The organism is Vibrio sp. 10N.286.51.E5 (genome assembly GCF_041469125.1).
GTDB lineage: Bacteria > Pseudomonadota > Gammaproteobacteria > Enterobacterales > Vibrionaceae > Vibrio > Vibrio crassostreae_C.
The window spans coordinates 1-20764 of the sequence record NZ_JBFRJZ010000007.1; the positions used below are offsets into that span (position 1 = coordinate 1).

The following is a 20764-nucleotide window of genomic DNA, read 5'->3' on the forward strand; positions in this document are numbered from 1 at the left end:
TGCTCGGCGCACCAAAAAAGCGGCAAGTATTTTCATACTTGCCGCTTTTACATTCATATTAGTTATTGGTTGCCGATACGCCATCTGGAAAACGAAAGCAGCCAATATAACTGGATAGTCCTATTGCTAGACGCCCCTTGGGCTAGAACAGCGTTTGTTGTCTCTTTTCAGGTACAGGTTGAACTTCACCGTAATTACGTAGCTGTTCCATCTTACGGATATCAAGCTGAAGCTCAGTAACATAGCTATCGCCCACAGGGTAGCTGCGTACCACTTCTGCACCGCGGATTACGCCATCAACCGCACCAGAAGTACGTTCCGTACCAAGGCGTTGATCTTCCAACTCTGCCCGACCACTCACTCGCATACCGTAAACTTGTTCTGCAAGTTCACGATAGGCGTCGATCTTAGAAGCTCTCATCGCACGGATACGTCTTTCTTCATCGTTACGTCCTTTCTGCTCACTGATACTCGCGTAGCCAACGGCAACTAAGTAGTCGTCTGGCCTCATGTTTTGCAGTGGCTGACAGCCAACAAGCAGTAAAGCGGCAACAACAAATATTAACTTCTTCATCTCGAACTCCTAAGGGCGAAGAATAACAGTATAAGGCTGGCTGATCGTTGGGTCAGAACGAATGATAACGCCATCTTGAGTTCGAATACTGTTTAGAGTATCTAGGTCACGACCAATACGGTCTGCAGGCAAGAAGCCTTGTGCCGTCGCCACGACAATGCGAGTTTGCATGCCAACAACACGAGCATTGACTAACACACCACCTTCTTGGCGAAGCATAGTGCCTGTCAGTACGTACTGTACGTCTTGTTCTTGAGCTAAGTCTTTCCAATCGCGGCTTAACGCAAAGTCACCTTGATGAGTCACTTGAATAGAACCTGTTGTTTTGAAATCAACAACCTTGAAGCCACGACGCTGAAACTGATGAATGAAACCTTCTGATACCGAGTTGCCTAGCCAGTTCGTTGTGTCCATGTGCTGCAGGTCCACAAACGAAGTAATTGCTATTGGCGTTCTCGCTGAAATACTTGTATTCGAAATGATCAAATCTTCAGTCATACTTTCCACAAAAAAATCCATGGTATGACGAGGGCTGTCCATCAACATAAACTGACTGCCTGAATATTCAGACTTGCCGTTATAGATCGGCGAATAAGCGCATGAGGTCAACAACATGACACTCATTACTACGAGCCATTTTTTCATTCTCTTATCTCCAGATAGGTTTAGTGCTCCCTGTTCCAATATGTTCTCACCATTATTCTTTTCAATGGATTACAATGTTGGAACAGTCTTTGCTTTTCATTAATGGTTCAGATTAAGAAAAACGCACTTAAGTCAGCTTCAAGCTTATAGTTATTTGTTAAGCAATATTTATACCCAACTGGTAACGAATAGATGAAAAAAATAATTTCTTACTTATTTTCAATAAGTTCACTGATAACCATAAGCTTCAGTGCTCATGCCTCTTGGTATGAGGTTACCGGTACCGCAGCCATCGTATCGTCAGAGGAAACGGCAAGGGTCCATGCTCTGGAAGACGCGGTATATAAAGCGATCCAGTTCTCAGGAGCCGACATTGGTAGCATTGCCAACCTCACGCCCTACCTCGACGCAAACAAAAAAGAGTTTCAATTTACCAATCATGAAGTGCGCTACATCTTGGTAGAAAAAGAGAAAAAACGCAGTGGCAATATAATGATCACCGCAAGGATCGATATCTATCCTTCGGCAAATGCTTGCCATGAGAGCCAATATAAGAAGACATTTTTGGTCGGCAACATCGATGTGACTTCCCCACAGCAAGCTGTAATGGGCAGAATCTATAACATCGGTGATGATTTTGGTCATGTCGTAGATCGACAGCTGGCGCAAGAGTCTCGCAGCTTTGTTTCCGTTGGCACGACCAATTACGACATCGACAAACGTCGACCTGAAGTGATCAAGATGATCGCCCAAGACACTGGCGCACAATACATCATTGGTGGCGACATTACCGATTTAACCGCGACCATCGAGTCCAAACTGTTGAAAGACGACATCATCAATCGCCAGTTTGCGTTAGAGATGCAAGTCTTCGATGGTAAAACAGGACATCAGGTTTACAACCGTAGCTATCGTGAAGTGGCAAAGTGGCCATTTGCTAAGACCAGTGAAGTCGACACCCGCAGTGCCCGTTTCTGGGCATCAACCTACGGCAGCATGATGCTGCGTGTTAGCCGTAATATTATGTTGGACTTAGAATCGGAAGTGTCATGTAAGATCACCCTTCCAGAGGTTGCAGCGGTATTTGGTAACACTGTGACCATTGATTTAGGTCGAATGCATGGCGTACAACAAGGTGACAAACTGCAACTGTGGCACACAGGTTCGTTTATCGACCAACGCGGCTTGCCACGTAATAAGGTATCTCAAAGCGATATCACACTGACCGTTTCTCGCGTTTATGAAAACGAAGCAGAACTGACGATCGACCAACCAAGCCTTGCTGGAAGCATTCAAATTGGTGATGTGATGCAGAAAATCATGTAGTTAGCGACACGCCCGCCTCACAGTTTCTAATAAAGCCTTAGCACTTTTGTTAAGGCTTTATTTTTTTTCATGGGTATTAGTTTCGGTTTTGCAGTATTTGGCGTAATCTTATTAATAACATAATCATCACTTAGCAAACTATGAGTCAGAATAATCTAATTGGTGCTACCGGTTACCGCTTTATCTCGAAAGGTAAAACCGCTTTTAAGATCCACATTCATACTCCCGAAGATACGGTGTTGCATCGGTCGGTCGGTTTTGTTCGTATGGGTGAAGACAAAGCACTGAAGAAAACCATTAAATTAAGAGATGAACTGGGCAGACAGCTATGGGGCAAATTTTGGCCCAAAGTCCTCAAAGAGCCCTACCTGATGACGCGCCTGCCTCATAGTCTAGAACCCAAAATTGTATTCAAACCAAATCCAACTCAGAGTGATCCTGAACACCGCGACGAATGCTACATCGCTAAGTGGCGTGTATTCTCAGAAAACGGCGACTACAAATACAAAACTAAGGTGTGCTCCATTAGAAAGCACGGCAGACTTGCCGCTTATAGCCAAACCAAAAGGGCGCTACTGGATGCCCACAAAGATGTGATTGATCTGCTGATCTTTATGGGTCGACTAAACAGTATCGATCTGAAGTAATCATACTCTCAACAGCGCTAAAATAATCGGAACAACTAGCCAGCTTAGAAGAACGATAAACCTGATGTTCTATCGCTATTAACTATTAGAAGATCTATCGATCATTATCAGCATCGAACAATATCGTATAAGTAGAGTGACTGATCGCCCCCCTCCCCCTGAATGTTAAACGATGCAATAGAGTTGCTATATTTGATGGATCAAGGCCTTCAAACTAGAGTTTAGGCTGACCAAAAGATCAGGCAATATCCTCGTATTCGATCCCTCTGCCGCTAAACCCCACTATGCTACTCATTATAAAGTCACTGAGCACTCCAGCCAAGAATGCCATAAAGGTTGCCCTAGCATTTTGTTTAGCTATCTACCTTGCGTTGTATTTTAACCTTGAGAAGCCTTACTGGGCGGCTATCGTGGTCAATATATTGGCCATCACTGATACTATTACTGCTGGCAAGAAAAAAGGCATTCTCAGATTGTTGGGGACGCTTTGTGGCGCGTTTGTCGGGCTTTGGTTAATCGCTGTTTTTGGGCAAGATCGATATTATTTTTTAGCAAACATCGCACTGTTACTCGCAATTTGTATATACATGGGTTCCGATCCGGTCATCGGCTATGCTTACATTACGGCATTTATTGTCTGCATCCTGCTGGCGATATCTGGCAGCTTTGATGGTGTAGCTACATTTAATATTGCGGTACTAAGGCTGCAAGAAACCCTGCTTGGCTTCGTGGTCTATACGACCATCTATAGCGTGGTTTGGCCTGAGGATGATGACACACGCTTTAACAACGAAGTCAGTGTTGTTTTAGAGGCGATGTCTACCCTCATTCATTCACTCGCTTACAATGACTCAGCGCAGCGTTTCCAGTTACACACGAGCTGCGAGTTAAATATTGAAAGCCCGACCTTCAAAGCGCTGAACGATCTGATGCGCCTGCCCGATTTGCATGGCCGTATGCCTGCCAGAAAGCAGTGGAAGCATCAACAGCAAACTCAAGCAATCTGGGTTGCCAAACAGTTACTGCAAAACGCCCATGATCAAGGGGTTGATCACAATGATTTTTCGATACTTAACCAGGCTATGGCTTTTATTGAAGCATCATCGGTTAATGTCGATTACAAGCCCCCTTTTCCAGAGACAGTCAAACAATTCTACCAGGGTAACTTTAAGAAAAAGCGCTTATTTGCCCGATTACTTGACAACAGCCAGCAACGATTAAGCAATACGTTAGTCGGCACAATGAGCTTCATCTCAGCAATTCTAGTCTGGATATATCTACCAATATCATCGGGAAGTCTGTTCATCATTAACAGTGCCATTTGCGCCTTGATATTAAGCAACATGCCTAGGCAAATGATAAAGCACTGGACCATTGGCTACTTAGCCTTTGGGTCACTGTTCCTCATTCAGTATGTTTTGCTGTTACCTTCGATGACCGAAGTATGGCAATTAATGGCATTTTACTTTGTTAATGTCTTTATGGTGTATCGCCTGTTCGCTGGTAATCAGTGGATGGTCTATCGAGTTCTCGGGGGCAACCTATTAGTAATGATTACCATGAGCGCAACGCAACTTGTGCCTGTTTATGACGTCACTACCCCTTTGAACCTACTCATTTATATGATGGTTGCACTGGCTTTCATCCGCTTTTACACCCGCTTAATACACCGTAAAAGTTAACCACTATAACCTCACACAAAGACCACTAAGGCATAAAGTAATGAAAATGAGTAAATGCTCTGCGCTTGTCGTTATCGACCTGCAACAAGGTATCGTTGATCAATTACCGGAAACCGTGTCCCGACCGATCATAGAGAACAGCCTTGCTCTCTGCGATGCATTTGATGATGCTGATTTACCCGTAATTATTGTTAATGTAGCCGGTCGTCCACAAGGCCGAACGGAACTGCAAAATAAAGCGGCTCAGCCTGACGCATCAAAGATCGTATGGGGAGAGGTCATCGAAAGCCTGCGCCTAAACCCTAATTATCGCTATCTAACCAAATATTCCTGGGGTGCATTTACCAACACAGATTTGCAGAAGCAGCTTTGTGAGCAAGGTATTACGGATATTTATCTGACCGGGGTAGCAACAAGTATTGGGGTCGAATCAACAGCTAGACAAGCATTTGAACTGGGTTATAACGTGGTGATTGTCGAAGATGCGATTGCAGATATGAACCCGATGAACCACCAGCACAGCTGCCAAAATATATTCCCAAAACTCAGTGTTTTAGCAAAAGCTCAAGACTTGCTATAACTGTCTCGTCCTAAAATACGTTGACCGTATTTTCATTAAACAATAAAAAGCCGACAGCGAATTAAGCTGTCGGCTGATGATCGTTCTATCTCAAGTACATTCTATCTCAAACAAGAGAAATAGGATTAAGCGTTAGCTTCACGCTCAGCAATGAACTCAAGAGCCATCTTGATGCGAGCGATTACGCGCTCTTTACCAACAAGCTCCATCACTGCATCAACAGAAGGAGACTGACCGCCGCCTGTTACTGCTACGCGAAGTGGCATACCGATTTTACCCATGCCGATCTCTAGCTCTTCACATACTGCTGCGATAACACCGTCTTTGATGTTTGCAGTCGTGAAATCTTCAAGCGCTTCAACCTTAGCAAGAGCAAGCTCTAGTGGGCCTTTAGCAACACCACGTAGGTGCTTCTTCGCTGCGCCAGCTTCAAACTCAGAGAAATCTTCGTAGAAGTAACGAGATTGCTCAGCAAGTTCGATAAGCGTGTTACAACGCTCGCCAACTAGCTTGATCACTTCAGTGATAGCCGGGCCATTTGTTGTATCGATCTTCTGTGCGTCTAGGTGCCATTGCAGGTATTTAGCAACGTACTCAGGCTCAGAAGTCTTGATGTAGTGGTTGTTCAACCAAAGCAGCTTATCAGTGTTGAATGCAGAAGCAGACTTGCTGATAGCGTTCAGGCTGAAGAATTCGATCATCTCTTCTTGAGAGAAGATCTCTTGGTCACCGTGAGACCAGCCTAAACGAACTAGGTAGTTGTTTAGTGCATTTGGTAGGTAACCTTCGTCGCGGTATTGCATTACTGAAACAGCACCGTGACGCTTAGAAAGTTTCGCACCGTCATCACCAAGAATCATTGCACAGTGAGCGAAAGTTGGAACTGGCGCGCCTAGTGCTTCATAGATGTTGATTTGACGAGGTGTGTTGTTGATGTGGTCTTCACCACGAACAACGTGTGTAATACCCATATCCCAGTCATCCACTACAACTACGAAGTTGTATGTTGGTGCACCGTCTGTACGACGAATGATTAGGTCATCAAGTTGGCTGTTCGCGATTTCAATACGACCACGGATTTGGTCATCAAATACTACGCTGCCCTCTTTAGGGTTACGGAAACGGATAACACATGCATCGCCTTCTTTTGCTGCTTCGTTTGCTGCAACAATTTTAGGGTGGTTAGCATCGTAACGAGCCATCTCTTTGTTTTCTTCTTGCTCTGCACGAATTTCATCAAGCAGTTCTTTAGACGCGTAGCATTTGAATGCTTTGTCTTCAGCAAGTAGCTTATCAACCATTTCGTTGTAACGGTCAAAACGCTTAGATTGGTAGTAAGGACCTTCATCCCATTCCATACCCATCCATTTCATGCCTTCTAGAATTGCATCAACTGCTTCTTGAGAGTTACGCTCAAGGTCCGTGTCTTCGATTCGTAGAACGAATTCACCACCTTGGTTCTTAGCGAATAGCCAAGAGTAAAGTGCAGTACGTGCACCACCAACGTGAAGATAGCCAGTTGGGCTAGGAGCAAAACGAGTTTTAACCGTCATTTAAATACCTTGATTATGTAGGTGATTCTTTTAGTGCTCGCCATTACAAAGCCTGTAACGGACAAATATCACTAAATTTTGGGCGCTATTTTATCACCACCGCTTAAATCTACAATCAGTAGTGAATGATTAATGTGCTGATCTTGTACGAAAGCTATCGTAGAAGGAGAAAACCAATAGCTCAAGTCCATGTCATACACTCTAGAAAGGCAAATTCTCGTCACGCTTGCGATAAACCTCATCTATTCCATCACTCAATATTCCAACAAATATTAAATTCTTGAATTTATGTTTGACCTTACCCTTACGGGAAGGTTTATGTTAGGGCTAGATGAGAATTGGAGTATCGATATGAACCATTACACAACTGCGCTCAACGGCCTAAATTGCATGGGTTGCGCGAAGAAAGTTCGCACACTGTTTAGCGATCTCGACAGCACGATGATTAATGACATATCGCCGACCTACATCGATATTTCGACTCCATTTAGTTACATTCAGCTCAACGAACAGTTAGCAACGCTTGGTTATTCCATGGGTAATTCGCTGCATCTTTCATTATCAGGGCTCAGCTGTGGTAAGTGCGTGAACAAACTGACTCAAGCGCTTCAACAAACCGAGCAAGCCTCAAATCTAGAAGTCACCAAAGATGAATTATCGTTGGTTACTCTACTTGAAGAATCAGAGCTTATTGAGCTGGTCGAAAGTGTGGGTTATCACGCAGCTCCCTACTCTGAAGCCAATAACCTTTTATCTAGTTCAGATTCAGAAAACGAGCAAGCAGATAAAAAGAGTGAAGATACTGAAGATAAAACCACAGCTAGCCAATATACCTATCACCTTGTTCTTGAAGGTATGACGTGTGCGAGTTGTGTATCTTCGGTAGAGAAAGCGCTGAAAAAGAATGAGTTTGTCGACCAAGCTCAGATCAATCTCGCAGAACAAACTGCCTTGGTTTTCACCTCCAAAACACGAGACGTCATCGAAAGCGCGCTAATAGAATCCGTAAAAACCGCAGGTTATGGTGCAGAGTTCGTTGATGACGCGGCGACTCAACAACAAAAACAGCAAGAACAACAACTTCGTACCCAAAAAGCTTTCCTAAAAAATTCGGTAAGCGCGCTGCTTATCGGTGCTCCGCTGATGGCGTGGGGTCTGTTTGGTGGCAGCATGACTATTGCTACATTTAACGACCAATTGGCTTGGGGCTTAATCGGTGTCGTCTGTTTGGTACTGCTAGCCACTTCAGGTCGTAGCTTCTTCACCAATGCTTGGCAATCACTGATGCACAAGCGCGCGACCATGGATACGTTAGTTGCTTTGGGTACAGGCGCAGCATGGTTCTACTCCATGCTAGTTGTGTTGATTCCGTCATGGTTCCCTGAGGACTCTCGCCATGTCTACTTTGAGGCGAGTGCGATGATCGTTGGTCTAATTTCTTTGGGCCACTACATTGAAGCCAAAGCCAAAGCTCGCACCACAAAATCACTACAAGCTTTGATTAACCTACAACCTCAAAAAGCGGTGGTGATTGTCGATGGCAAAGAACAAACTATTGCTGTAGAAGCTATCCAAGTAGGCATGCAAGTACGCGTCAAACCGGGTGAGAAAGTGCCAGTTGATGGTGTTGTGGTATCGGGTGAGTCTTACATCGATGAATCCATGTTGACCGGTGAACCACTTCCCAACGTTAAATCGATGAGTGATGGCGTTTCAGCGGGCACTATTAATGGTGATGGCAGCTTAGTTATTGAAGCGACAGGAATTGGCTCAAGCACCATGTTGGCACGCATCATTCAAATGGTTCGCCAAGCACAAAGCAGCAAACCTGCGATTGCGAAACTAGCCGACTCTATTTCTGCCGTGTTCGTACCCGTTGTGGTCGCGATCGCAGCTGTTGCCGCCCTAGTTTGGTTTTTTGTTGGCCCACAACCAAGTGCAAGTTATATGCTTGTGGTATCGACTACCGTGCTGATCATCGCTTGTCCGTGTGCCTTAGGCCTAGCGACTCCGCTTTCTATTACCGTCGGCGTAGGTAAAGCCGCTGAGCTTGGTGTTCTAATCAAAGACGCCGATGTGTTGCAATCAGCCAGCAAAATCGATGCTGTCGTGTTTGATAAAACAGGCACTCTAACCCAAGGCAAACCAAGCGTTCAGCAGGCGTTTTATCACAACCTATCAGAACAAGAACTGCTGGCTTACGCCTATTCGGTTGAAGTCGGTTCAGAACACCCACTTGCGAAAGCCGTTTGTCAGTATGCCGAAAACCTAGAAGTTTCAGCACTCCCACACAGCGACTTTGAAAACCGCCGAGGCCTTGGAGTACAAGCCAACATTAACGGAAAACACGTCCAAGTCGGCTCTCTTAAATACCTAACCCAACTTGGTATTGATACTCAAATAGGCCGTGACTTTATCGAACTTTGCCGTACACAAGCATGGACGCCAATCTTCGTAGTCATCGACCAAAAACTGGTAGGCATATTAGGCATTTCAGACGCATTAAAAATAGATAGCACACAAGCCATTGCTCAACTAAAATCCGCCGGAATTCACACTGTGCTATTAACGGGCGACAACGACTCTGTAGCTCAAGCGATAGGTAAAAACGTCGGTATCGACGAAGTGATTTCAGAAGTGCTTCCAGAGCAGAAAGCTCAACACATTGTTCAGCTGCAACAGCAATATAAGAGTGTTGCCATGGTCGGAGACGGTATTAACGACGCGCCTGCACTTGCTCAAGCAGATATAGGCATAGCAATGGGCAGTGGCAGTGATGTCGCGATTGAAAGTGCGCAAATGACGCTACTCAACTCGTCGCCACTGTCTGTCAGTAACGCGATCGAGCTATCTCAAGCGACCGTGAGAAATATGAAGCAAAACCTATTTGGTGCCTTCATCTACAACTCGCTTGGTATTCCTATCGCGGCCGGTGTGCTTTACCCATTTTTCGGATTTCTGCTTAGTCCAGTAGTTGCAGGGGCAGCGATGGCGATGTCGTCAATTACTGTAGTAAGCAATGCCAACAGGCTGAGATTGTTCAAACCAAATCATTCTAATATTAATAAAAACCATATTCATGAGGTTAACCATGATTCGTAAAATTATGACTCTTACTGCACTCGCTGCAATCTCAGGACAAGCTTTAGCTACTGATGTTCTAAACCACAAATCTCCATACTGCGGCTGCTGCACAGAATGGACTGAACATATGCGAGATGCTGGGTTCGATGTTACTGAGAAGCTCCACGATGATATGAACCCAATCAAGCAGAAACTAGGGATAACACAAGAGCTAGCCTCTTGCCACACTGCAGAGATCGACGGATACGTATTTGAAGGACACATTCCAGCAGATGACATTAAAGCCTTTCTAGAAAACCCACCACGTAATGCGATTGGTTTAGCGGTTCCGGGTATGCCAATGGGTTCGCCAGGCATGGAATATGGCGATAAGAAAGACGAGTATTCTGTGTATGCGTTTAATGAAAAAGGTCAGGTGTTTGAATACCGTCACTACAACGGGAAATAGAACCTAAACAGACCAACACACAGCAATAAAAAGAAGTCATAAAAATAGAGCCTAGCATTCAGTAAACCCAAGACTGTGGTTTACTTGCTAGGCTCTTTGCTTTTGGACAGTAAAGCAAATCTTGTCGCGGCACCAACCGGGCTGTTAGTACCGCTATGTTCCCCTCGCTAATTAGCTAGCAAGCTATTTAGCAAAAAGCTATTTAGCGAAGAAGCTCACTCGGCTAATAATCTAATAGACTAAGCAACCAAGCGAATCAGCTTAGAAGCCGTAAGAAGCACCGAATACGAATGCGTTGTTCTGCTTAGAATCGCCGTTTGCGAAATCTACACCGTTAGCTTGGCTACGGAATTCAAAGTAAGGTTGAACACCTTGACGAGTCCATGTTGCACGTAACTCGTGGTCCATCGCTTCAGCATCAATCATGTATACGTTGTTGTAGCTAAGCGCTAGGTCAGCATTCACTGTGTAAGCAATGCGGTTATCCATGCGGTAGTCTGTGTCAGCATTAGCTGAAGTATCATCGATGTGTGCACGAGTACGGTTACTAATAGAGATGCCGTTGTCGAAGTTGTAACCGATCTTAACTAGTGGACGGAACTGAATGCTTTCGCCTGCAGAGAATAGGTGTTGGTAACCCGCAGCAACCCATAGGTTGTCAGTGATGTTGAAAGATTGCTCACCACCTACAGTGATGCCTGGAGTAGTATTACCTGCACCGCCATTTTCAGATTCAAGTTTGCCCAGTTGGATACCATCAAACTCAGAATAAACCGTGAAGCCGCCTAGAGAGTTGTCAAACGTGTGACCAGCTTCTAGCGTAGAAGTCATGTCAGAACCGTGGATACGGCCATCGTCATGAATTTGGATGTTACCCGTTACGTAAGAAGAACCAGCAAAAGCACTAGAAGCGAAAGCAAGAGAAAGAGCACTTAGAGCGATAATTTTTTTCATAGTAAACTGCCTTAGTTTAATTTTTTCAGCGGCACATCTTCGGTACATCATTCACCTTCACCGCTTGAGTAGTTGGTAGCCTCCCTGGCATGAAATCTATGTTGCTCGAATTAATTCGCGTTTAAAAATAAAAGGGACAGCAGAGTGATCCCTCTCACTATCAAAAAAAGACAAGTTATTTAAAACTTTAAAATCAACAACTTAAAAACATAAAAATTGATAAAAAACTTAAGATGGAAAAATATACAGATCGGGATCACGTTATTTCACGAAGAAAAATTAGATCTAGATAGTTGAATCACATCTGATTTAGAGTTTTTTACAGGGGGCTTATTTTTTGAAGAGAATAATGAGAAGCGCGTCACTTTTGGGATTAAAGTCACCTTATGTGCATTGTTGATGATATTACCAAAGGCGATTTCTATATGTTTCAGTTTTGGATATGCACCTAATTCGCAGTAAACAAAAAGAGCTCCCGTTTTATCTTGAATAAGATAAAGGTCAGGAGCTCTTCTACTAATAGTGCTTATCGATTATTTAACTGAGGTCACTCGACTTACTTTCTCACCACTTTCTGAAATAGAGCGGATGTAAGTCTCACCAGAAACTGATGGACGTTGTTGCTCATCGTATGTTAGCCAGTTTTCGCCATCAGCAGAGTATTGCAGCTCTACACCTGGGAATTGAACGTTCATCGCTAGCTTACCGTCAACAACCTTCGCACCTGGAACTGGTAGTCGGTAATCAATACCCGCTTTTTCTAGCTTAGCTAGCTCACGTTGACCAAGAATATTCGCGAAGCGATTAAAGTCGCTGTTCAACGCTTGCTTATTCACTAAGTTAGTTTCTTGAGAGTATTCAACACCAACCTTGTAGTCGTTTTCCCAATCTGCTCGGTGCCATGCGCGCTCTGCTGCTGCCAATACGCGAGGGAACACCATGTATTCATATTGCTCGTCAGTACGTACTGTTTCTGACCAAAGTTGAGCTGACAGACCGTAGAAAGGTTTCGCTTCAACCTCACCTTTACCAGTAAAACCATTGCCATCACGGTCTAATGATGTTTCTGCGTTTTGTGGCATGTTTTCTGGTGCGAAGCCAAACATCTTACGAGTATCGGTTGCACGTGTTGCCCAGTAGTAACCACGCTCAGCTGCATCAACTTCGTATGGCATATCCATGTATACGTAGTCTGGGTTAGAGACAATCACGTCATACCCTTTTGCTGACCAATCGTATACTGATGAAGTTCCGCCCCAGTAAAGAACGTCCCAGAAGTTCACGCGTGTACTTTCGGTCGCAAATGCTTCCTCGCCTTCGCTGTATTTCAGACCATCTTGCCATGCTTGGAAGTGGGGAATACCCTTCTCAGCAACAATCTTAGAAACCTGTTCTGCGAAGTGGCTTGGTAGATGACCGAAATCGCTTACAGTACCATCAGCGATCAATGACTGACATTGTGGTGATTGTTGGAACGGCTTATCTTGCTTAGACAAATCGATGTTGCCTTTCCAAGCCACTTTATCTTCTGCATTAATATCTTGTAAGCCTGCGCCTAACTTGATGTTTTTCGCTTCATCGCCGCCGAAGTGCCAAGTCGTTAGCGGTACGCCCGCTTCTTGGTGCATTGCCGCCACTTCAGAGATTACTTTATCGACGAAGTGAGTTGATGACTCCATACATGGGTTAATGAAGCTTTGCTTATCGTAGAACTGAACCGTGGTTACATTCGATGTATCTTGCGGATCCATCAAGCGGTATTCGTTCGCTTCTGCTTCTTTGCCTTCCGCCATGAGACGAGTGTAACGCGCTTCCATTGATACCACAGCTGAACGAGCGTGTGCTGGCATATCAATTTCAGGGATAACTTCGATGCTGCGCGCTTTAGCGTAGCTTAGGATCTCGACGTAATCCGCTTTACTAAAGAAACCAGAGCCAAAGTTGTCTGTTGTTGGACCAGAACCTAGCTGAGGCAGTAAGCAGCTTTGTTCATCCAAATCAAAACAACGATTAGACCCTACATCCGTTAGCTCTGGTAAACCTGGAATTTCTAAACGCCAACCTTCATCATCCGTTAGGTGAAGGTGCAGTTTATTCATCTTGTATGCCGCCATTTGATCTAGCGTTGCTAGGATGGCATCTTTTGAGTGGAAGTTTCGAGCAACGTCCACCATCACACCACGATAATCAAAGCGCGGCGCATCTTTAATTGACAGTTGTGGTAATGATTCAGCGTTCTGACTATCTATTAGGCCAAAAATAGACTGAACTGCGTAGAAAGCACCCGTTTTATCAAACGCTTTAATTGCAATCCCCTCTTCCGAGATGCTTAGTTCATAAGCGCCAGATTTCGCTAAATCACCCGTAAACTGAGTAGGAACAACAGCGACACTCACAGGTAGGTCGCCACTCACATCTACGTTTACCACATCTGCACGTTCTTCAATTGCTGCGAATTGCTCAGCGTCGAATGCGTCTTTAGGTAGGGCAATACCACCAGCAATGCTAACTGAACCTTCACCGGCTTCTACCGACATTGGCGTTGGTAGTAAAGTAGTTGATACGTCTTGCGTTGCTAGATCAGCATTCTTTTCAAAACGCGTCACCGCTGTCGCCATTACGTTATTATCATCAGGCGTACGCTTAAGGTTATTACCCTCTAGACCAGTTACGAACGATGCAACATCTTCTGTATTCAATGATGCAATCATCTTAGGTTCTGCGTTTGGCGCCGTCACGAATGCACCTGGCATAAAGTCAGTTTCAAACAGTTGCCAGTATTCACTCGTTAACGGAAGAACCACTTCTTCACCAGCCGCAAAGCCGTCAAATTTTTCAGTAGGTTCTAGCTTGTGAAGATCACCAGTAACGCGAGTGATCTTAAATTGCTCATTATCAACATCTAAAATAAGACGAATACTGTGGAAGTAGATGCTCCAATCTTTAGAGTCAATCGCTTCACCGTCATTGGTTAGCGTCATGTTCACTTTATTACATGACGCCCATTCAGCACCTAGGTCCTGACAAGCCAAGCCTTCATTCGCACCATGATTAGTTAGAATTTCGTACTGAACATCAAGATTATCAGCCAGTGCATTCACTACTTTTTGTTCTGGTGCTTGCGTTACTGCACAACCTGTTAGGCCAGCCAATACCGCTACAGATAGTAAGTTTCTCTTCAACATCGTATTCACCCATAAATTAAAAATTGAGTAAGAAGCAAAATGGAGCGCTTCGAAAGTTAGATAAACTATATGGGCTTATTTTTCACCGTGAATTAAATCGAGCTAATAAAGTGATCGGCTTCAAATCTCAAAAATTTTTATAAATTTAATTTAAATAAAATCATCAAGTTACAAGCAACGGCACTTCCGTCATTTTAATTTTGACGTAAAATTTGAGAAATGAATCACAATCTTTTTTACCGATTTCATAAAATCGTGTCGTTGTTACTGAGAAAGGTTTAAGAGTTTTTTGGTGTTGTTATACTTTTCGTACAAACAACGTGACATCGTTCTCAAAAAAAACCGTTAAAAAACAACGTCAAAATCGATTTTGACGAGTTTAATACTTCCTAAAGGAGCTCCCTTTGCGCCCATTCTTCTACATGGTTTTATTCGTTCTCGCTTTTTCAGCTAGGCAAGCGGTCGCCGAGCCCCTTTATTGGCAAGCACAAAAGGATAATCTGACACTCACTATCTTAGGTTCAGTGCACGTTGGAGACGAGAGTATGTACCCCCTTCCTTCGGCGATCACCGACGCGCTAAAAAACAGTGATGGCTTAATTATCGAAACGGATATCAGAAAGTCTGATGGCGTTGTATATCCCCGCAACAAACTCACGACTGCCGATGTACTCAATACAGAACAGCTGCAATTATTAACCGACATATCAAAATCATTGGGCATGCCGACGCAACAACTGCTTCGCTCACCGCCTTGGGCAACTTCTCTCTCCATACAAATGCAGCAGTTAAAAAACCTTGGTTATGGCTCCGCCAGCGGCGTTGATGCGACGCTAGCGAACAAAGCGACTACCCAAGATGTTCCGGTTATCAGTTTGGAGCCTCTGCAATTCCAAATAGACCTGATGACAAAACAAAAGGACGACGGTAAAGAGTGGTTAGTCAGTAGCCTTGAAGAATTTGACCAAACTGATCGCGTGGTTCATTGCCTGATTGAAAGCTGGAAAGCGGGTGATTTAGCGAAGCTGGAAGCCTTCTCAGAACTGTCAGAGATATCGCCTGAACTTGAGAAAGCATTCTTAACCGATCGCAACATAGACTGGGCAAACAAACTATCCTCCAATGATTGGAAGCTTAAGACTAAAGGGAACTACATGATAGTAGTTGGTACCTTGCACCTAATTGGAGAAGGTAACCTTATACAGTTATTAGAAAAGAAAGGCTTCAGTGTCATTCAGCAATCACAAAGCCAATCAGCCAAATGTCAATTTGAGACTAGCTAAAAAAGCTAACGATGCTCAACCTCATTTTGTTTTCGTTATAAAAGCATTTCCTTAATAACAGAATCTTTACATTTAATAGCACCATTGCAGTGCTATTATCTTTCGCTCTTTTTACCTATGGCGTTGTTCTAATGAAACCAGTACTTTTCGCTTTTCCCCTAGCCTTTGCCGTCCTTATGCCTACAGTAGTGTCTGCCAAAGAAACTTGTACGGTAGAACAATTTCAAGCTATCGACATTCAGCCAGATACAAAGGGTGGCGTGATAGATAAAGAAAGTGGGCAATTTCTCATAACAGAGAAGCCGCCAATGCGATGTGCGACGATAACATTCACAACATCGACAACACGAAACCGTATCGCAAGCCAAATGAACAACAATTTTGAAGCAAACTTTTACGACAACCAAACGGGAAGCTCTCACTCGGTGACGTTTGATGAAGATGAAATAAAGGCAGGTTACATTCGAATAGGCCCGAATAAGCCAGCGGAAGCGTATGTTTGTTTTGTTACCTCGGAAACACCGATAAAAGATATTACGTGTGATGTGAATTGATCATTGAGTTGCTTGAAGAAAAAAACAGGGCTAAGGGAAAGGTCCGTTTTCCGCATAGCCCTATTTTGCTGCTTACTCGGTAGCTTAAAGTATGTCTGTACTCGCTTCGGAATAACGTGCGATAATCGGATTTTCTAATGCATTCGGATCGCTCGGCGACCACATTCCACGCTTCATTCCTTTCACAATCAAATGAATCACCGCGGCATCAATAGCAGACATCCCAGCAATATTGACCGGTTCATTTTGGCTATAGCCCATCTCTACTTCTAACAACTCTTTGTAGTCAACAAAGCGAAATGCACCGAAGCCGATTTCATGGGAGGAAATGGTTTTAGTCGTCGTGACACTCAAAAGAACTTGCCCAGTTCGAACATCGACGGCTCTCAAATTCACCGTGACTTGATCCATTCTGTATTGCCCGGAACCACCAATACCTAGATACTTGGCACCCGCACCGATATTGTTTCCATGCTTGCCTAACTGCTCTAAGAACGGTCGTATGTCCTTGCGGCTACGGCCTAACCTTATCCAAATGACTTGGCGAGTCTTAGCGTCAGCAATGACGGTGGCATACCGATGCCCCTTAAAGATAGTGAACTCGTCCATGACGAGTTACCTTAGCTCCTCCCAATTTCACTGGCGGTACCACTTGTCTAAGTCGGCGTTTATCTATCTCTTTAATGGTGTACCAATGAACATTCGTTAACCGGGAGATATGTTTAATGAGAAGAAGAGGCAGTAGTTGTTCTATATAGCTTTTTAGGCGCTTCGTTATACGAGCATAAGACTCTAACCAAGATAAAGACTCTGTTTTTATGCTGCAGTCACGACACTTAATCCTTCGATTTTGAACGAAAAGTTCAACAGGAACACCGAGCAACATGGCTTCTTTTACATGACGCCATTGATACTCATGGATAGCCTAGGCCTCAAGACCACAAAAGCATTTAGCCCCAGAGTTAGGTTTAATAGTCAGATAATCAGTGATGCTGTCTGATGAAACTTTACAATGTCAAAGCCTTCACAGAATAAAGATAGGAAGGTATGAAAACGGTAGTTTGTGTATGATTTCTGTTTGGCGAGTAAACTATATCACTTACTACCGTTTCTGTTTCTAGTTCCCGCTAATCCGCGATGAACCTCTTTAGATGTCACTTTTTATGCCGTGAAGATGATTTCAAATAAAGAATATAGGATTAAAAGTAATTTCCATTTACTGCTTAATCCTATGGGGATTGATATGTCGATATTTATCCTCAGGGAAGGTAATATAGTCATTATTCTCGGTTGACCATCGACTATAGAATTTCTCGTGTCGCCTGAGAATACTTAGCTATAATAGGGTTGCTCTCTACATTCGGGTCATTTGATTGCCACATTCCTAATGACATCCCTTTTACTATCAAATGTATCACAGCTGCATCTATCGCGGACATAACGGCGATGTTAACGGGCTCATTATTACTGTAACCTAATTCCACTTCTAATAGTTCTTGGTAATCGATGAAGCGGAATGCACCAAGCCCGATCTCGTGAGAAGAGATAGTTTTAGACGTTGTCACACTAAGAAGTACCTGTCCTGTGCGTACATCTATCGCTCTAAGGCTCACTGTAACTTGATCGGTACGATATTGGCCTGAGCCGCCAATCCCTAAATACTTTGCGCCGAGCCCTCCTGTTTTAATGTTTGAATCATAAGCAACAATGCCTCCTTCTATAACCACATTCGCTGAATTTAACGAAGATAGGTTACTGCCATGATTGGCAATCTTGGTTTCTTTTTTCTGTGCGGCACGAATAATTTTTCGTTCAGTGAGTAAGTTCTGTAATCCCTCACGTTCTAACGGAATAAACCATTGCGAGTCTAATAATGAATTTGTTAATAATGTAGTACCCCCTTGTGGTACTGCGGTGGAATATGTGCTGTTGGGGTATGGCTTATATTGCCCTGTCTGATCTCGGAAGTCGTATACAGACACTAGAATTTTTCCTTTCGGTGTCGGTAATGAAATCAAATCAGTATAAGTTGTTCCGCGCGGCATTAACTTGGGTTCAGAGTCCGCATCGGGAATATCCAGCGATGCGGAGCATCCCGTCATAATGAGTATAACTATGATAGAAAAGAGACCTTTCATAATACATTCCTTGTCTTATAGGTCTGGATTTAATCCCGCTACTTGAATCTCAGTCGATTCACCAGTTTCTTTATCAACAATTTGTACCACTAATGCAGCACCATCATCGATTACATTTAGGAAAAAGTCATCTGTTTCGAGTTGCCCTGAATTTCCATTACCAACGTCCGCTAATAACTGACTTATTAATCGAGACTCTAAGCTTGAAGCGAGCCTATCGAGTGCCGACTCTTCTTCTAAACCACCAAATGAATTAGAGTTAGGGTCAGTATAATCGTTTATCGCATTTGCATGGTTTATTAATATAGTGCTGTTTAAAGGATTACCACCAAAACTAGGATTAATTGGGGTATAAACCAACTCTGAAGCACTAACTACGTTTACTCCCAGAACAAATAAGGGAATCATTAACCAAATTGAACACTTATATCTTGCTGAACTTATCATCCTAACCACCTTAAAACTCGTCGTGTTCCATATCAAATGTATCTAAGTATTGCCTTTCCGCTTCCCAACGCACGATATAATTGCTTAGAGCACTGACCGCTTCTTGTGCTTTTTCTTTTGCTTGACGTTGTCCTGGGGAAAGGGCTGTACGGTATATCGGCTTTCTTGAATGAATAATGGTAACAATACTGCCTCTCAATGCAGTTGGCCTTTCCTCAACAGTAAAGTTTTCATTGATATCCGCATATTGCTCATTCATTTGTTGAGAGAAAAAAAAGTAAAATTTTTCCCCTAGTCGAGTCATAGTTCTATCTACAATGACCCCGTTAATTTCATTAAAGTCATTGAACCGACTTTGAAGAGCTTCATCTTGTTCTTCTAACTGAACAGAATCAGACGTTACTACGTTATGATTCGCATCACTAACCTCACTAAAAACTGGACAATGGAAAAAGCTAAATAGAGTAAACAACAATATTTTATTCATCCCTTCGAGGCCCATACCGTCAAAAATAGTTACGTAACTTACTAATATTTATGGATTGCTAAGATGTCTAATCCTTACGTGAATATAGACCTAATGCCTTGTAATGTTAAATAAACTTTAATACTAGTTTTCTTGTTTATTTATAAAACTATCGAGTAACAATATTACTTTCCAGTAGTCAGATGTGATAGATGAATTTTAAATAAAATCGGAATTAGGTTTAGTGTTCATATTCCAATGTTACTTTAGTTTTATTAAGTAAATGGAAACGATGGTTAACTTTATTTGCGTGACGTGTACGATGTGTTCGCCATTATTTCCCGTTTAATTGATTTATCACGGACTATATAGATTGTTTCCTATATGTATATCGATGCTTCAGTTATCCGGTACAACAGAAAAATGTCAGAAATATATGACAAGGACGGTGGCAACAATGGGTAATTTAATCGAAGCTCGAACTAGGTGTCTAGCACAATTTCAGATTAAAACGGTTGTCTCTGCTGCTTTATTACTTATGTTGTTTAGTTCAACCGTTAAAGCTAGTCATGAAGAGCGCGGTGATTTTGGTGAATTCTTAAGTGGGATTGATGAAGAAAAATACCAAAGCTTATTTGTTGATTACAACAGTGTGCTGAGCAACAGGGCGCCATATGACTTGGATAGTTATTCAGAGATTGACATAAATCATTCTAGCGACACTTCAGTGAGGGCCACCCAAGATAGTTTAGGTACTCACGGGAATAACCGTTCAATCATATCTACTTCAGGGAAAAGCAACAAAGTAATAGTGAATCAGAGAGGGCACGACAACAGTTCCGTTATTCGGCAAGTTGGTAATGAAAATACTGCCAAAGTTAATGAATTAGGGATAAATAATGAAGCCGTGATCATGCAAGAAGGGCATGGGAATAATGCGGAAATTACGTTAGTAAACCTTTCACCTAAACAAGGAAATCAAGTCAGTGTGAATCAACAAGGCAATGGAAACACGGCTGTGATTACGCATAGGAATCGAAGAGGCGGAGCAAACCTCGGGGTAAGTCAGGTTGGTGATGGCCTGTCTGTAGCGATAAGCGCATCCACAAACATGAGAGTTCATGTAAGTCAGTCCAACTAAGTTAGTTAGTTTAGCTGAATTACAATAAATGCTTCATATGAAGCTATGTCGACAGGG

The 20764-nt window shown here is 43.2% G+C and carries 18 protein-coding genes and 2 pseudogenes; 9 read left to right on the forward strand and 11 right to left on the reverse strand.

Annotated features, from left to right (window positions below):
- Window positions 1-142: 142 nt before the first annotated feature.
- Complete coding sequence (gene flgP, locus AB4161_RS01600) at window positions 143-574, reverse strand: flagellar assembly lipoprotein FlgP (protein ID WP_017062265.1); 432 nt, start codon at window positions 572-574, stop codon at window positions 143-145.
- Between the two features lie 9 nt (window positions 575-583).
- Window positions 584-1219, reverse strand: coding sequence for a FlgO family outer membrane protein (locus tag AB4161_RS01605; RefSeq protein ID WP_017064137.1), 636 nt, complete (start codon window positions 1217-1219; stop codon window positions 584-586).
- Between the two features lie 192 nt (window positions 1220-1411).
- On the opposite strand from AB4161_RS01605, the gene AB4161_RS01610 reads away from it, so the two are divergent.
- The 4 genes from AB4161_RS01610 to AB4161_RS01625 all read left to right on the forward strand — a co-directional run bounded on the left by AB4161_RS01610 (window position 1412) and on the right by AB4161_RS01625 (window position 5454).
- Window positions 1412-2545: a flagellar assembly protein FlgT gene (locus AB4161_RS01610; RefSeq protein ID WP_017062267.1), complete on the forward strand. Its 1134-nt coding sequence runs from the start codon at window positions 1412-1414 to the stop codon at window positions 2543-2545.
- A gap of 140 nt (window positions 2546-2685) precedes the next feature.
- Entirely contained in the window at window positions 2686-3192 is a 507-nt protein-coding gene (locus AB4161_RS01615; RefSeq protein WP_017062268.1) for a hypothetical protein, read from the forward strand.
- Window positions 3193-3476: 284 nt separating this feature from the next.
- Window positions 3477-4874 (forward strand): FUSC family protein, encoded by a 1398-nt coding sequence (locus tag AB4161_RS01620; RefSeq protein WP_372082641.1) that lies wholly within the window; start codon window positions 3477-3479, stop codon window positions 4872-4874.
- A 46-nt stretch (window positions 4875-4920) separates the two neighbouring features.
- The gene (locus tag AB4161_RS01625; RefSeq protein WP_240698162.1) at window positions 4921-5454 is read left to right on the forward strand and encodes an isochorismatase family cysteine hydrolase; all 534 of its coding nucleotides are present in this window, start codon (window positions 4921-4923) and stop codon (window positions 5452-5454) included.
- A 125-nt stretch (window positions 5455-5579) separates the two neighbouring features.
- Here the strand turns inward: AB4161_RS01625 and gltX are convergent, their stop codons facing one another.
- On the reverse strand, window positions 5580-7007 hold the full coding sequence (gene gltX / locus AB4161_RS01630) for a glutamate--tRNA ligase (protein ID WP_372082642.1): 1428 nt from the start codon (window positions 7005-7007) through the stop codon (window positions 5580-5582).
- Between the two features lie 288 nt (window positions 7008-7295).
- Between gltX and AB4161_RS01635 the strand changes: the two genes are divergently transcribed.
- Window positions 7296-10109 carry a copper-translocating P-type ATPase gene (locus tag AB4161_RS01635; RefSeq protein WP_372082644.1) on the forward strand — a complete coding sequence of 938 codons (2814 nt, stop codon included), beginning with the start codon at window positions 7296-7298 and terminating at the stop codon, window positions 10107-10109.
- Entirely contained in the window at window positions 10099-10539 is a 441-nt protein-coding gene (locus tag AB4161_RS01640; RefSeq protein WP_017064149.1) for a DUF411 domain-containing protein, read from the forward strand. The genes AB4161_RS01635 and AB4161_RS01640 overlap by 11 nt, the downstream gene beginning before the upstream one ends.
- Before the next feature lie 261 nt (window positions 10540-10800).
- On the opposite strand, the gene AB4161_RS01645 is transcribed toward AB4161_RS01640, so the two are convergent.
- Window positions 10801-11493: an oligogalacturonate-specific porin KdgM family protein gene (locus AB4161_RS01645; protein ID WP_017064150.1), complete on the reverse strand. Its 693-nt coding sequence runs from the start codon at window positions 11491-11493 to the stop codon at window positions 10801-10803.
- A 533-nt stretch (window positions 11494-12026) separates the two neighbouring features.
- Entirely contained in the window at window positions 12027-14678 is a 2652-nt protein-coding gene (locus AB4161_RS01650; protein WP_017071188.1) for a beta-N-acetylhexosaminidase, read from the reverse strand.
- A gap of 404 nt (window positions 14679-15082) precedes the next feature.
- Here AB4161_RS01650 and AB4161_RS01655 point away from each other — a divergent pair, with 404 nt between their 5' ends.
- A complete protein-coding gene (locus AB4161_RS01655; RefSeq protein ID WP_372082646.1) occupies window positions 15083-15961 on the forward strand; it encodes a TraB/GumN family protein in 879 nt (292 codons plus the stop codon).
- Between the two features lie 131 nt (window positions 15962-16092).
- The gene (locus AB4161_RS01660; protein ID WP_372082647.1) at window positions 16093-16515 is read left to right on the forward strand and encodes a hypothetical protein; all 423 of its coding nucleotides are present in this window, start codon (window positions 16093-16095) and stop codon (window positions 16513-16515) included.
- A gap of 84 nt (window positions 16516-16599) precedes the next feature.
- Here AB4161_RS01660 and AB4161_RS01665 read toward each other — a convergent pair.
- The 6 genes and pseudogenes from AB4161_RS01665 to AB4161_RS01690 form a co-directional block, all read right to left on the reverse strand.
- Window positions 16600-16974: pseudogene (locus AB4161_RS01665) on the reverse strand (CsgG/HfaB family protein); the annotation flags it as partial.
- Window positions 16975-16998: 24 nt separating this feature from the next.
- Window positions 16999-17124 (reverse strand): annotated as a pseudogene (locus AB4161_RS01670) (transposase); the annotation flags it as partial.
- On the reverse strand, window positions 17102-17401 hold the full coding sequence (locus AB4161_RS01675; RefSeq protein ID WP_372082648.1) for a helix-turn-helix domain-containing protein: 300 nt from the start codon (window positions 17399-17401) through the stop codon (window positions 17102-17104). The pseudogene AB4161_RS01670 and the gene AB4161_RS01675, both read right to left, overlap by 23 nt.
- Window positions 17402-17816: 415 nt before the next feature.
- Complete coding sequence (locus AB4161_RS01680) at window positions 17817-18653, reverse strand: CsgG/HfaB family protein (RefSeq protein WP_372082650.1); 837 nt, start codon at window positions 18651-18653, stop codon at window positions 17817-17819.
- A gap of 15 nt (window positions 18654-18668) precedes the next feature.
- A complete protein-coding gene (locus tag AB4161_RS01685) occupies window positions 18669-19061 on the reverse strand; it encodes a curli assembly protein CsgF (protein WP_032545727.1) in 393 nt (130 codons plus the stop codon).
- 49 nt (window positions 19062-19110) lie between these two features.
- Window positions 19111-19587: a CsgE family curli-type amyloid fiber assembly protein gene (locus AB4161_RS01690; protein ID WP_029236460.1), complete on the reverse strand. Its 477-nt coding sequence runs from the start codon at window positions 19585-19587 to the stop codon at window positions 19111-19113.
- Window positions 19588-20023: 436 nt separating this feature from the next.
- Here AB4161_RS01690 and AB4161_RS01695 point away from each other — a divergent pair, with 436 nt between their 5' ends.
- Window positions 20024-20707, forward strand: a complete 684-nt coding sequence (locus tag AB4161_RS01695; RefSeq protein WP_372082652.1) for a curlin subunit CsgB — start codon at window positions 20024-20026, stop codon at window positions 20705-20707.
- Window positions 20708-20764 lie beyond the last annotated feature (57 nt).